Source organism: Paraburkholderia solitsugae (assembly GCF_013177695.1).
GTDB lineage: Bacteria > Pseudomonadota > Gammaproteobacteria > Burkholderiales > Burkholderiaceae > Paraburkholderia > Paraburkholderia solitsugae.
This window is the reverse complement of the sequence record NZ_WOEY01000130.1, coordinates 23,117-35,565: the sequence shown is the minus strand read 5'-3', so window position 1 is coordinate 35,565 and position 12,449 is coordinate 23,117. Positions and strand designations below refer to the sequence as shown.

15 protein-coding genes, 1 tRNA gene and 1 riboswitch are annotated in these 12,449 nt (G+C 61.2%); of the genes, 13 read left to right on the top strand and 3 right to left on the bottom strand.

The annotated features are described in order from the left end of the window. Positions 1 to 159: 159 nt before the first annotated feature. On the bottom strand, positions 160 to 642 hold the full coding sequence (gene nrdR / locus GNZ12_RS32980) for a transcriptional regulator NrdR (protein WP_027799387.1): 483 nt from the start codon (positions 640 to 642) through the stop codon (positions 160 to 162). A 6-nt stretch (positions 643 to 648) separates the two neighbouring features. Next, the gene (gene glyA, locus GNZ12_RS32975) at positions 649 to 1,896 is read right to left on the bottom strand and encodes a serine hydroxymethyltransferase (RefSeq protein ID WP_172316217.1); all 1,248 of its coding nucleotides are present in this window, start codon (positions 1,894 to 1,896) and stop codon (positions 649 to 651) included. Positions 1,897 to 2,062: 166 nt separating this feature from the next. Next, a riboswitch (ZMP/ZTP riboswitch) is annotated at positions 2,063 to 2,171 on the bottom strand. Between the two features lie 239 nt (positions 2,172 to 2,410). On the opposite strand from glyA, the gene ydfG reads away from it, so the two are divergent. The 13 genes from ydfG (at position 2,411) to GNZ12_RS32915 (ending at position 11,577) form a co-directional block, all read left to right on the top strand. Then, complete coding sequence (gene ydfG, locus GNZ12_RS32970; protein WP_172316216.1) at positions 2,411 to 3,157, top strand: bifunctional NADP-dependent 3-hydroxy acid dehydrogenase/3-hydroxypropionate dehydrogenase YdfG; 747 nt, start codon at positions 2,411 to 2,413, stop codon at positions 3,155 to 3,157. 82 nt (positions 3,158 to 3,239) lie between these two features. Beyond that, positions 3,240 to 3,719 carry a tol-pal system-associated acyl-CoA thioesterase gene (gene ybgC, locus GNZ12_RS32965; protein ID WP_172316289.1) on the top strand — a complete coding sequence of 160 codons (480 nt, stop codon included), beginning with the start codon at positions 3,240 to 3,242 and terminating at the stop codon, positions 3,717 to 3,719. 155 nt (positions 3,720 to 3,874) lie between these two features. Continuing rightward, positions 3,875 to 4,552 carry a protein TolQ gene (tolQ, locus tag GNZ12_RS32960; RefSeq protein WP_074285341.1) on the top strand — a complete coding sequence of 226 codons (678 nt, stop codon included), beginning with the start codon at positions 3,875 to 3,877 and terminating at the stop codon, positions 4,550 to 4,552. Positions 4,553 to 4,562: 10 nt separating this feature from the next. Further along, on the top strand, positions 4,563 to 5,006 hold the full coding sequence (gene tolR / locus GNZ12_RS32955; protein ID WP_074285342.1) for a protein TolR: 444 nt from the start codon (positions 4,563 to 4,565) through the stop codon (positions 5,004 to 5,006). Further along, positions 5,003 to 6,013: a cell envelope integrity protein TolA gene (gene tolA, locus GNZ12_RS32950; protein WP_172316215.1), complete on the top strand. Its 1,011-nt coding sequence runs from the start codon at positions 5,003 to 5,005 to the stop codon at positions 6,011 to 6,013. Before tolR ends, tolA begins: the two co-directional genes overlap by 4 nt. 139 nt (positions 6,014 to 6,152) lie before the next feature. Continuing rightward, positions 6,153 to 7,445 carry a Tol-Pal system beta propeller repeat protein TolB gene (tolB, locus tag GNZ12_RS32945; protein WP_172316214.1) on the top strand — a complete coding sequence of 431 codons (1,293 nt, stop codon included), beginning with the start codon at positions 6,153 to 6,155 and terminating at the stop codon, positions 7,443 to 7,445. A 33-nt stretch (positions 7,446 to 7,478) separates the two neighbouring features. Next, positions 7,479 to 7,988 carry a peptidoglycan-associated lipoprotein Pal gene (pal, locus tag GNZ12_RS32940; RefSeq protein ID WP_028198812.1) on the top strand — a complete coding sequence of 170 codons (510 nt, stop codon included), beginning with the start codon at positions 7,479 to 7,481 and terminating at the stop codon, positions 7,986 to 7,988. Between the two features lie 19 nt (positions 7,989 to 8,007). Continuing rightward, positions 8,008 to 8,757, top strand: a complete 750-nt coding sequence (ybgF, locus tag GNZ12_RS32935) for a tol-pal system protein YbgF (protein WP_172316213.1) — start codon at positions 8,008 to 8,010, stop codon at positions 8,755 to 8,757. A 195-nt stretch (positions 8,758 to 8,952) separates the two neighbouring features. Continuing rightward, a tRNA-Lys gene (locus GNZ12_RS32930) sits at positions 8,953 to 9,028 on the top strand. Between the two features lie 228 nt (positions 9,029 to 9,256). After that, positions 9,257 to 9,481 (top strand): hypothetical protein, encoded by a 225-nt coding sequence (locus GNZ12_RS44665; protein WP_235993953.1) that lies wholly within the window; start codon positions 9,257 to 9,259, stop codon positions 9,479 to 9,481. Positions 9,482 to 9,667: 186 nt separating this feature from the next. Further along, positions 9,668 to 9,916 (top strand): hypothetical protein, encoded by a 249-nt coding sequence (locus GNZ12_RS44660; protein ID WP_235993952.1) that lies wholly within the window; start codon positions 9,668 to 9,670, stop codon positions 9,914 to 9,916. Positions 9,917 to 10,199: 283 nt separating this feature from the next. Next, positions 10,200 to 10,571, top strand: coding sequence for a hypothetical protein (locus GNZ12_RS32920; RefSeq protein ID WP_172316212.1), 372 nt, complete (start codon positions 10,200 to 10,202; stop codon positions 10,569 to 10,571). A gap of 193 nt (positions 10,572 to 10,764) precedes the next feature. Next, positions 10,765 to 11,577: a mechanosensitive ion channel family protein gene (locus tag GNZ12_RS32915; protein ID WP_172316211.1), complete on the top strand. Its 813-nt coding sequence runs from the start codon at positions 10,765 to 10,767 to the stop codon at positions 11,575 to 11,577. Positions 11,578 to 11,746: 169 nt separating this feature from the next. Here GNZ12_RS32915 and GNZ12_RS32910 read toward each other — a convergent pair whose 3' ends face one another. Continuing rightward, a complete protein-coding gene (locus GNZ12_RS32910) occupies positions 11,747 to 12,421 on the bottom strand; it encodes a DedA family protein (protein ID WP_172316210.1) in 675 nt (224 codons plus the stop codon). Between the last annotated feature and the right edge of the window lie 28 nt (positions 12,422 to 12,449).

Here is a 12,449-nt window from a genome sequence, read left to right as displayed (position 1 = left end):
CAAACGGCTCAACAATCGGCCGAATGGCCAGGTGGCACTCGGACGCTATCCCGCGCAAAAATGCACGCATGACGAACCATAACGGGAGCGGAGATGCAGATGCGCGAACCTACGCAGCGGACAACAAAAACTGGCGCGCAATTTCAGGCGCGACAGCAATCAACGCTTGCGGGACGGCTTGGGAGGAGAAGATGCGCGGCGAAATTCTTCGATCACGTCCTCGAATTCGGAGACGTCTTCGAAGCGCCGGTAGACAGAGGCGAAACGAACATAGGCAATGGTATCGAGCGCACGCAACTCGTTCATCACGAGTTCGCCGAGGCGCTCGCTGCGCACCTCGCGCTCGCCGCTACCGAGCAGTTGATACTCGATGCGGGCGACTGCCGCGTCGATCGCGTCCGCTGCCACCGGGCGCTTACGCAGCGCCAATTGCATGCTTGCGACGATCTTGCGGCGATCGAATTCCGTGCGGCTGCCATCCTTCTTGACGACCGACGGCAACGCCAGCTCGACCCGCTCATACGTCGTGAAACGTTTGTCGCAGGCCGGGCAGCGGCGGCGCCGGCGAATCGTGGCGCCGTCTTCGGATACGCGGGAATCCACAACTTGCGTATCGGCGTGACGGCAGAAGGGGCAGTGCATGGCGGCTTAGCGGTAAACCGGGAAGCGCTGGGTCAGCTCGGCGACTTGCGCACGCACACGTTCGATCGTGGCTGCGTCTTCCGGGTTGTCCAGCACGTCGGCGATCAGGTTACCCACCTGCTCCGCTTCCTTGACGCCGAAACCGCGCGTGGTCATGGCCGGCGAGCCGAGACGCACGCCGCTCGTGACGAACGGCTTTTCCGGGTCGTTCGGAATCGCGTTCTTGTTGACCGTGATGTGCGCGGCGCCGAGCGCAGCTTCCGCTGCTTTACCCGTGATCTTCTTCGCGCGCAGGTCGACCAGCATCACGTGGCTTTCGGTGCGGCCCGAGACGATGCGCAGACCGCGCTTGACCAGCGTTTCAGCCAGCACGCGCGCATTCTCGACGACTTGCTGCTGATACGCCTTGAACTCCGGCGACAGAGCTTCCTTGAACGCGACGGCCTTGCCGGCGATCACGTGCATCAGCGGACCACCCTGAATGCCCGGGAAAATGGCCGAGTTGATCTGCTTTTCGAACTCGGCCTTCATCAGGATCACGCCGCCGCGCGGGCCGCGCAGGCTCTTGTGCGTGGTGGTGGTGACGAAGTCGGCGTGCGGCACCGGATTCGGGTAGACACCCGCGGCGATCAGGCCGGCATAGTGCGCCATGTCGACCATGAAGTACGCACCGACCGACTTGGCGATCTTCGACATGCGTTCGAAATCGATACGCAGCGCGAATGCGGATGCGCCGGCCACGATCAGCTTCGGCTTGTGCTCTTGTGCGAGCTTTTCGGCCGCGTCGTAATCGATGTCTTCGGCTTCGTTCAGGCCGTAGCTCACCACGTTGAACCACTTGCCCGACATGTTGACCGGCGAACCGTGCGTCAAGTGACCGCCGTGCGCAAGGCTCATGCCCATGATCGTGTCGCCCGGCTTGAGCATGGCGAAGAACACGCCCTGGTTCGCCTGCGAGCCGGAGTTCGGCTGCACGTTGGCGGCTTCAGCGCCGAACAGTTGTTTGACGCGGTCGATCGCCAGTTGCTCGGCGATGTCGACATATTCGCAACCGCCGTAGTAGCGCTTGCCCGGATACCCTTCGGCGTACTTGTTGGTGAGTTGCGAGCCCTGCGCAGCCATCACGGCGGGGCTCGTGTAGTTTTCCGACGCGATCAGCTCGATATGCTCTTCCTGACGGCGGTTTTCCTGCTCGATGACCTTCCAGAGTTCAGGATCGACGTTGGCGATGGTGCTTTGGGCTCTGTCAAACATACGGATTCCGTTGAGTGTGTTCAGGTTGACCGGATCGTGCGCCGAATCTTGCGTAGAGGGTACGCAGCGCTGCTGGCGGCTGGGCCAGCCCTGACGTGGCGGATGGAGAGTCGCCGCACACGCAAGGCAGGACAGCCACCGCCAGCGCAGATCAATGCGCGCGGATCACGGCTGCCCAGGCGAACGGCAAAACGGCACCCTGCGCTTCACGGTGGGTTGTTCCACCTTGAACCCGATTGCTTGAACCGGTTCTATCGCCAGTCACGCAGGGATGAGCGCGTTAGTTTATTGGAAGAGGATCGAATAGGCAACCGGCTTCCTGCCGGACCGGCGGGCGCTCGCGCAGCCGGTTATGGCACCGGTGCGGGCGGCGCGCAAAGGTCTGATGAAAGCGCGCCCGGAACCCACTCCGCGCCCCTGCCACAGCCGCTCGTTACGGCTGGTTCATCCTTGCCGCAGCGCCGCATTGGAAGTAGGCTTGGGACCTTTCTCTTTTACCAGCCAGGGAACCGCAATGATCGTGTTCGTCACCGGAGCGTCCGCGGGATTCGGCGCCGCTATCGCTCGCGCTTTCGTCAAGGGCGGCCATCGTGTCGTCGCCACCGCGCGCCGTAAGGACCGCCTGCAGGCACTCGCCGACGAACTCGGCGACGCCCTTCTGCCGTATGAACTCGACGTGCGCGACCGCGCCGCCGTCGAAGCCGTGCCGGCCTCGCTGCCCGCCGATTTCGCCGCGCTCGACGTGCTCGTCAATAACGCCGGCCTCGCGCTCGGCGTCGAGCCCGCGCAAAAGGCGAACCTCGACGAATGGAACACCATGATCGAGACCAACTGCACGGGCCTCGTGCAGATCACGCACGCCCTCCTGCCCGGCATGGTGGAGCGCAACCGCGGCCACATTTTCAACCTGGGTTCGGCGGCCGGCAGCTGGCCGTATGCGGGCGGCAACGTGTATGGCGCCACCAAGGCGTTCGTGCACCAGTTCAGTCTGAATCTGCGCGCCGATCTGGCCGGTACGGCATTGCGCGTGACCAATATCGAGCCGGGCCTGTGCGGCGGCACCGAATTCTCGAACGTGCGTTTCCGCGGAAACGACGAAAGAGCGGCCAAAATGTACGAGAACGTACAACCGTTGACACCCGAAGATATCGCCGACTCGATCTACTGGATCGCCACCCGGCCTGCCCACGTCAACATCAACACGATCGAGCTGATGCCGGTGGCCCAATCCTTCTCCGCTTTGTCGGTTCATCGCGGCTGAAATTGCGGCTGAAATTGCGGCTGAGGCCCGCCGGGCGGGGCGCACATCTTGAAACAGACCTCGGGGGGTGCGTTCCGGTAAAATGCGCGGCATGAATATGTCGACCAGCCAGCCCGGCACGGAAATCGGCTTCACGTGGCCAATCCGCGTGTACTACGAAGATACCGACGCCGGCGGCATCGTGTTTTACGCGAATTACCTGAAATTTTTTGAGCGGGCGCGCACCGAATGGCTGCGCGCGTGCGGCGTCGACCAGAACCGGCTGGCCGACGAAGCGGACGCGATCTTCATCGTGCGCAGCACCGCGGTCGACTATCGGGCGCCGGCCCGGCTCGACGACGTCGTCAAAGTCGTAAGCCGAATCGAGCGTCTTGGCCGCGCGTCTGTTGATTTTGCGCAGGAAGCGTGGCGGGACGGCACGCTGCTTGCCACCGGGTCCATCAGGGTCGGCTGTGTCGACCGCATTGCGCTGCGGCCGGCCGCGATTCCTCCGCCGGTTCTCGCTGCTTTGCGGCGCGGGCCGAACGTGAACGACCGCGGTCTGTCAACGGACAACGACTGAACCCCGTTGTTACGGGGCCAGTGAACTCATATCGATCAAGCAACACAAAGCATGGTTCGGCTTGCAATATTGCCGATGCTTCCGTTTTGCTCACGGCAAGCTTCGAGTGACCTTGCAGCCGGACGCCCCCTTCCGGGACGTTAAAACGAACCTTTATGAACACTACACAAGATCTTTCGATCATTTCCCTCGTACTCAATGCGAGCCTGCTGGCGCAGGCCGTCATGGCGCTGCTGCTTCTACTGTCGCTGTTGTCGTGGACTTTCATCTTCCGCAAGTGGTTTGCGATCCGCCGGGCGCGCGCGCAAACTGAACGCTTCGAACGCGATTTCTGGTCGGGCGGCGACCTGCAGGCGCTCTATCAGAGCGCCGCGAACAATCGCCACACGATCGGCGCACTGGAACGGATTTTCGAGTCCGGCATGCGCGAATTCCTGAAGGGCAAGGAAAAGCGCCTGAACGATTCAGGCGCGATTCTCGACGGCGCACGCCGCGCCATGCGCGCCGCGTTCCAGCGTGAAATGGATGTGCTCGAGGCCAATCTGGCATTTCTCGCGTCGGTCGGCTCGGTCAGCCCGTATATCGGTCTGTTCGGCACGGTTTGGGGGATCATGAATGCGTTCCGCGGCCTCGCCAACGTGCAGCAGGCTACGCTTGCGAACGTCGCGCCGGGTATTGCCGAAGCGTTGACCGCCACCGCAATCGGCCTGTTCGCCGCGATTCCGGCTGTGGTCGCCTACAACCGCTACGCGCACGACATCGACCGTCTGGCGATCCGCTTCGAGACGTTCATCGAAGAGTTCTCTAACATTTTGCAGCGTCAGGCACAGTAAGGAGTCCACGATGGCAGGCTCTTCCTCCAGCATGCGCGGCTCCCGTCAGCGCCGCGCGATGGCCGACATCAACGTCGTGCCGTACATCGACGTGATGCTCGTGCTACTCGTGATCTTCATGGTGACCGCGCCGCTGGTCGCCCCGTCGATCGTCAATCTGCCGACCGTCGGCGGCGCCGCGCCGCAGCAGCAGACTCCGCCTGTAATCGTCAATATTCGCGCAGACGGCAACATGAGCGTCAAATACAAGGACGACGCAGGCGCGCAGCAACAGGAAGACATGACGAAGGCCGACCTGCACGGCTTCATTGCCGACCGCGCGCAATCGCATCCCGACCAGCCGGTCGTGATCGCTGCCGACAAGACCGTGCGGTACGAAGTCGTGATGAATGTGATGTCCGAGTTGAAAGCTCAGGGCGTCAAGCGCGTTGGACTGCTCGTCAAATCGCAATGATCCGCAAGAATTCCGAATACCCGCTCCAGCCACCGCGTGAACGCGGCACCGGGCGAGCCTTTGCGTTCGCGCTGGTGATGCATGCGCTGCTCGGATTTTTCCTGTATCACGGCATTCAATGGCAGAACAGCACGCCGGCCGGCGCGGAAGCCGAACTATGGACCGAGGTGCCCGATACGGCCATCCCGCGCCAACCTCCGCCGCCGCCCGTACCGGTAGCCCCTGCCCCGCCGTTGCCGGACGAACAGGCCGACATCGCGCTGCAGGAAAAGAGACGCCAGCAGCAGGAAGCCGCCCGTCAGGCACAACTGGCTGAGCAGCAGCGTCAGCAGAAGCTGCAAGCCCAGCAGGAAGCCGATGCGAAGCGCCAGCAGCAGTTGGCGGCCGATCAGGCTGCGCAACTCGCCGCGCAAAAAGCCGCGGCGGCCAAGCAGAAACAGTTGCAACAACAGCAACAGCAACAGCAGCAGGCCGAGAAACTGAAACAGCAGCAATTGGCCGATCAGCAAAAGCAGCAGCAGGAGCAGCAGAAACAGGCCGAAGCTGACGCGCAGAAGAAGGCCGACGCGCAGAAAGCGGCGAAAGCCAAGGCTCAGTCCGATGCTGCGGCGCAAGCCAAGAAGCTGGACGCGGAGCGGCGTGCGCGGCTTGCCCAGATGCAAGGTTCGGCGGGCGGCGAAGGCTCGACCGGCAATGGGCTTGCGAAGAGCGGCACGGGTAGCGGCTCGGGTGGCACGTCGACGTCGCCGGGTTACGCCGACAAGGTGCGTCGTGTGGTGCGCCCGAACATCTCCTGGGGTGGTGAAACGGAAGGTCTGGAGACCGTCATCTCCGTGCGCTGCTCGCCGACGGGCACGCTGCTGGACGCGCAGATCTCGCGCAGCAGCGGCAACCCGGCGTGGGACGATGCGGCACTGCGGGCCGTCCAGCGCTCCAATCCGATGCCTCAGGATATCGATGGGAAGACGCCGACCAGCTTCAAGATTACGTTGCGCCCGGCAGGGTGATTGCAGCAATTTGACAGTCAGTTGACAGCAGACGCCGCGCCCCGCCCAGCGCGGCGCGGCCGGGAACGAATTAGATATTCTCGGGTCTCTCTGCTGTCATGAAGTGTTAGTAAAACCGTTTTTGGGGAAACCATTCAGCATGAGTTTGATGACCAAGCTAGGCCTGCGGACACTTGTAGCATCGTGCCTGATCGCCGTTGGCGGCGCCGCCAACGCGCAACTCAACGTCCTCGTGACGGGCGTCGGGTCCACGCAGTTTCCGATCGCAACGGCGAATTTCGCCAATGAAGCGAACTCGCCGCAGCAGGTCAGCACGATCGTGCGTCAGGATCTGCAACGCAGCGGGAAATTCACCAATATCGACGCGGGCAGCACGCCGGTCTCTGAAACCGATTCCGTCGACCTCGGCAGCTGGAAGGCCAAGGGCGCCAACGCGTTCGTGTCGGGCAGCGTGAACCGCTTGCCGAACGGCCAGTATGAAGTGCGTTTTAAACTGTACGACACGGTCAAGGGCGAAAGCCTTGGCGGCCTCGTGCTGGTGAGCCCGGAAAGCGGCTTGCGCATGAGTGCGCACAAAGTCGCGGACTACATCTACGCGAAGCTGATGGGCGGCCGCGGCGTGTTCGCCACGCGCCTCTCGTACGTCATCAAGACCGGCGGCCGTTATCAGTTGCAGATTTCCGATTCGGACGGCCAGGACGCGCACATCGCGCTGTCGAGCCCCGAGCCGATCATCTCGCCGGCATGGTCGCCTGACGGCACCAAGGTGGCTTACGTTTCGTTCGAAAAGAAGAAGCCAATCGTCTATATCCACGACCTGCCTACGGGCCGCCGCGTGATCGTATCGGACCAGAAGGGTAACAACAGTGCGCCGGCGTGGTCGCCGGACGGCCGCACGCTGGCCGTCGCACTTTCGCGCACCGGCAACACGCAGATTTTCGCCGTCAATGCGGACGGCAGCGGTCTGCGGCGCCTGACGCAAGGCACTTCAATCGACACTGAACCGTGCTTCTCTCCTGACGGCCAGTCGATCTATTTCACCAGCGACCGCGGCGGTCAACCGCAGATCTACAAGATGTCGGCCCAGGGCGAGAACGCCGGCGCCGCGCAGCGCGTGACCTTCACAGGCAACTACAACACGAGCCCGCGCGTCAGCCCAGACGGCAAGCAACTCGCCTATATCTCGCGTGTCGGCGGCGGTTTCAAACTGTATATCCAGGACCTGCAAGGCAATACGGCCACGGGACTGACGGACACCACACATGACGAATCGCCGAGCTTCGCGGCGAACGGTCAGTACATTCTTTACGCCACAGAGGTGAACGGCCGTGGCGTGTTGGCCGCAGTATCGACCGACGGTCGCACTCGGCAGGTCCTGTCCGTTCAGGGTGGCAGCGTACGCGAGCCGTCCTGGGGCCCGTTTATGCAGTAATTGTTGATGCAATAACACAAGGAGAGTAACAAAATGATGTCAAAACTTCGTTTCGCATTTGCCGTATTGATGGTCGGTGCGCTGGCTGCATGTCACTCGGGCGTCAAGCTCGACGAAAACGCTAACAAGGGTGGTGCAGTTTCGACGCAACCGAATCCGACTGATGTCGCTCAGGTCAACGTCGATCCGCTGAACGATCCGAACAGCCCGCTCGCCAAGCGCAGCATCTACTTCGACTTCGACAGCTACTCGGTCAAGGACGACTACCAATCGCTGCTGCAACAACACGCGCAATACCTGAAGAGCCATCCGCAACGTCACGTCCTGATCCAGGGCAACACCGACGAACGCGGCACCAGCGAGTACAACCTGGCACTCGGCCAGAAGCGCGCTGAAGCTGTGCGCCGCTCGCTGTCGCTGATGGGCGTGGCGGACTCGCAAATGGAAGCCGTGAGCCTCGGCAAGGAAAAGCCGCAGGCGACCGGTCATGACGAATCGTCGTGGGCACAAAACCGCCGCGCCGACCTCGTGTACCAACAGTAAGTAACAGGTGATGAGCCGAATGACGCATCGTTTCTCCTGGCTGCGGTTTGCCGCAGCGGCCTGCGTCGCGGGCACGGCCTTCGCGGCTGTGCCCGCGCATGCGGGCATCTTCGACGACGATCAGGCCCGCCAGGCCATTCTCGATCTGCGATCGAAGACTGATAGCCTGTCGAGCCAACTGTCGGCCGCACAGCGCACGATCCTCGATCAGTCCAACCGCCTCGATCAGCTGAATCAGCAGGTCGCGACGTTGCGTGGGCAGAACGAGGATATGGGCAACCAACTCGTTACGCTGCAAAAACAGCAGAAGGACTACTACACCGATCTGGATACGCGGCTGAAGAAATTCGAGCCGCAGCAACAGACGGTGGACGGCGTCCAGGGCGAGGTGCAGCCGGGTGAAACCGATTCGTTCAACGCGGCTTCACAGCTGTTCCGCAACGGCGACTTCAAGAATGCGGCGGCGTCGTTCCGCAGCTTCATCTCCAAGTATCCGAACAGCCCTTACCAGCCGACCGCGCAGTACTGGCTCGGCAACGCACTGTATGCGCTGCGTGACTACAAGGGCTCGACGGCGACCTGGCAAGGTGTGGTGAAGAACTACCCGCAGCATCCGCGCGCACCGGATGCGCTGCTCGCGATTGCGAACAATCAGCTCGAGCAAGGTCAGAAGGCCGCGGCCAAGAAGACGCTGGAGCAGATCGTCGCGCAGTACGGCGGCTCGGACGTCGCGCAGTCGGCTCAGAGCAAGCTGTCGCAGATCAAGTAGTCGTAGAAGGTTTAGCAGTTGGCGTAACGCGCAGTGGCCACGCAGTCTCCAAATCAACAGCCACGCGCGCCTCTCGCTGGAAAGCCCGGGGTAGTAATACCTCGGGCTTTTCACTATCTGAAGTGCGGATAGCTCGACTCACCGCCATGGGTTGACAGCCCATCGGTGCTATCGCTATAATCTCGCTTCTCTTTTGGGTCGTTAGCTCAGCTGGTAGAGCAGCGGACTTTTAATCCGTTGGTCACAGGTTCGAATCCCGTACGGCCTACCAAAAGATTCAAGGGCTTGCACGCGTCAGCGTCGCAAGCCCTTTTCTTTTTGTGGGCCGCGAATCGCCCTCCCCGCTCGATCCCCAAAATAGTTCGGCACCCCACAGACCGCCCACGTCTTGCGCAAGCATGATCGCTTCACGGTGCCGGAAGAGCGCCCCAAAAAAAAGACCAGGAGACAGGGCTGCCAGGCTAAACGACCCCGCTGCCCAACCGCCCAGGGGGCGCCCATGAACACTGCAAAAGTAATCTGGGTAGCAGGTTTGGCAATCTCGATCGAAACGTCGCACGCTCAGGAAGTATTCATCGAGGGCGGAACGCTCGGAGTTGGCATCGGCGCGGCGCTGAGCGTCACGTCCTGGTCCGGCATACACGCGGACTTCAACGCGATCAACCTCTCGCATGACTTTACGGTAGGCGGAAATCGCTATGACGACAGCGTGCGTCTTCGCTAGGGAGGTCTCTACGGCGATCTGTTCCCGTGGTCGAACAGCGGCTTTCGCGTCACCGCCGGCCTTCGCTTCACGGACGATGAGGTCAGCGGCAATTCCGTTCCCACGAACGGCACCTACACATTCAAAGGCACGACCACGCCGGCCTTTCCGGGCGAATATGCGACCGCCACCGTCAAGTACCCTACCGTGATGCCTTATCTGGGCGTGGGCTACGGCTTGCAACCCGCAGCCAAAGGATTCGGCCTGGTGGTCGATCTCGGCGTCGCTTATGGCGTACCGCGCTCGTCCTATACGTTGTCGCCGGCTCTGACTCAGGCCGCGGGTCCCGCCATGTGCCAGGAGATCATCGCGACCGGCTTGCAACAACTGAGGGACAAAGCCTCGCCCTATCGGTGGTATCCGACGCTGCAAATTGGCCTTTCGTACCACTTCTGATGTGACGCGCGACACCGACGGAATCGAAGCGATATCGCCCCGGTCTTTCGCACGGGCGTGAAACATTCTCACAGCGCCTATCATCATGACGCAGGCAAGGACGAGGACATTCCTACATCACGCCTCTTCGATTCTGAACAGATACAACGGACTCCGAACATTGACATTTATTGAGATGTAAAGACGTGCAATGATCGCCGCCGATTCTGCGAATCACGCTGCAACGCTGCGTGAGCAGACGCTTTGGCAACACCGCAGATCCCTGCGCGTTCATTCCGTCACCATGACCAATTTTCTGTTCGACCTCGTCTCGAACCTAACTTTGCTGGCTATCGTGCTGTGCGTGTGTCATCTGTGCAACCGGCTCGTACCCGGCGCCGCGCTCAATGGCGCGCATATTTTCGTCGCGCTGGCCTTGGCGGCCTTGCTGCTCGACGCCGCGCTGACTTTTCTCGTGTTCGCCGACGCGCAGAGCCGCTATGGCCATTTCAGCACGTCGAGCGCATTCTTCGAACGCGACAGCTCGTACGTGCTGGCGGCCATTGCAGCGTTAGCGTGGCAGTACGCAGCACGTCGCGCGCGCGCCGCCAAAACGAACAACAACACGCTGGTCATTCGCACGTCCTCGTACTCCGAATCACATCTGCCGATGTAATCCCACGCGGTCCGTTTTCTTCCTTCACGCAATCCGCATCATCAACGGGAACGGACCTTGCGTCTGCGCGCGCCGTCGCGTATAACTTCCGAAGATTGAGAGTTACCGTCTGCGCCCGCTGCCGGGCATTTGCCGCTGTATTGCACTACCGTCGTTCAATCAGTCGAAGGCAACTTAACCAGCGAGGAACATCTTGGATCTCGATACCGTACGCGTGTTCATCATGACTCGAGGCATCGACCTCGGCACCAAGGTACTCGGCGCGATTGTCTTGTGGGTCGTCGGCCGCTGGGTCATTGGCCTGATCACCGGCCTGCTTCGCAAACTGCTGGCGAAAAACGGCCGCGTCGATCCAACCCTCGCTCACTACCTCGGTTCGATTCTCGGCGCGCTGCTGAACCTGCTGCTGATCCTCGCGATCCTGCAAGTGTTCGGCGTCCAGACTACCTCGTTCGCCGCCTTGCTCGCCGGCCTCGGTCTTGCAATCGGCACCGCATGGGGCGGCTTGCTCGCCCACTTCGCGGCAGGCATCTTCATGCAGGTGCTACGGCCGTTCAAGGTGGGCGATTTCGTCATGGCGGGCGGTGTCACGGGCACGGTCTCGGAACTGGGGCTGTTCGGCACGACCATCGTGACGCCGGACAATGTAGTAACCATCGTGGGCAACAACAAGATCTTTTCGGACACAATCTCGAACTACAGCGCATTGCCGGTGCGGCGCGTCGAGCTGACCGCGAAGATTGCGAACGGCGTCGATCCTACGGATGCGATGAGCCGGCTGAAGGCGGCCGTTACGCAGATTCCTAACGTGGCCGAGAGTCCTGCACCGGATATCGAAGTGCTGAGCTTCACGCCGGAAGGACCGTTGCTGTGCGTGCGGCCCTACACGCACACCGACCATTACTGGCAGGTCTACTTCGACACCAACCGCTCGATCATCCAGACATTCAAGGATGCAGGTTATCCGACACCGGAAACGCCGCTTGCGCCGCGTATCGTCAGTTGAGCACGATCGGAGCTTAGCGCTCTGGACTGAGGTTGACGCTCGCTAAGGTGAAGCATTTCTTCGCTGCCTCAACGGTCCAACTCATCGGGAACCAGACCGCACCAAACGAAAACGGCGTCGCGAGATTCGCGACGCCGTTTGTTCGTCTAGCTTCATACTACGCGAGGCGTCAGCGGCTACCCGGCTTGGCCGCGGCGTTCTTACGCGTCACTTTCCACAGCGCGCCAAGCAGAACCGGCACCACCGCCGCGCCGATACCCACCAGCACGATCACATTCAGATATTGACGGATGAACGGAATGTTGCCGAAGAAGTAGCCGAGCAACACCAGCAGCAATACCCACAACAGCGCGCCAAGGATATTGAACAACTGGAACCGGCTAACCGTCATCTCCGATGCGCCGGCAACGAACGGCGCGAAGGTGCGCACCACCGGAATGAAACGCGCCAGGACGATCGTCTTGCCGCCATGCTTTTCATAGAAGTTATGGGTCTTCTGCAGCGCGGCGCGATCGAGGAAGCGCTCAAGGAAAGGGATGTGCGAATTGAACACCCGTGGTCCGATGGCCCGCCCAATCATGTAGTTGACCGTATTGCCGGCGACCGCCGCAACAAGCAGCAGCACGATCAGCAGGCCGAGATTCATTTCACCGCTCGCGCAGAACGCGCCGCCGATGAACAGCAGGGAATCGCCTGGCAGAAAAGGCAGAACGACCAGCCCGGTTTCACAGAACACGATAAGAAACAGCACCGCGTAGACCCAGGTGCCGTACACGTGAATGAAGTCGCCCAGAAACTTGTCGATATGCAAGACAAGGTTGACGAAGTGTAGCAACGTGTCCAAAAAGCGTCCTTTATTAAGCGAATATGAC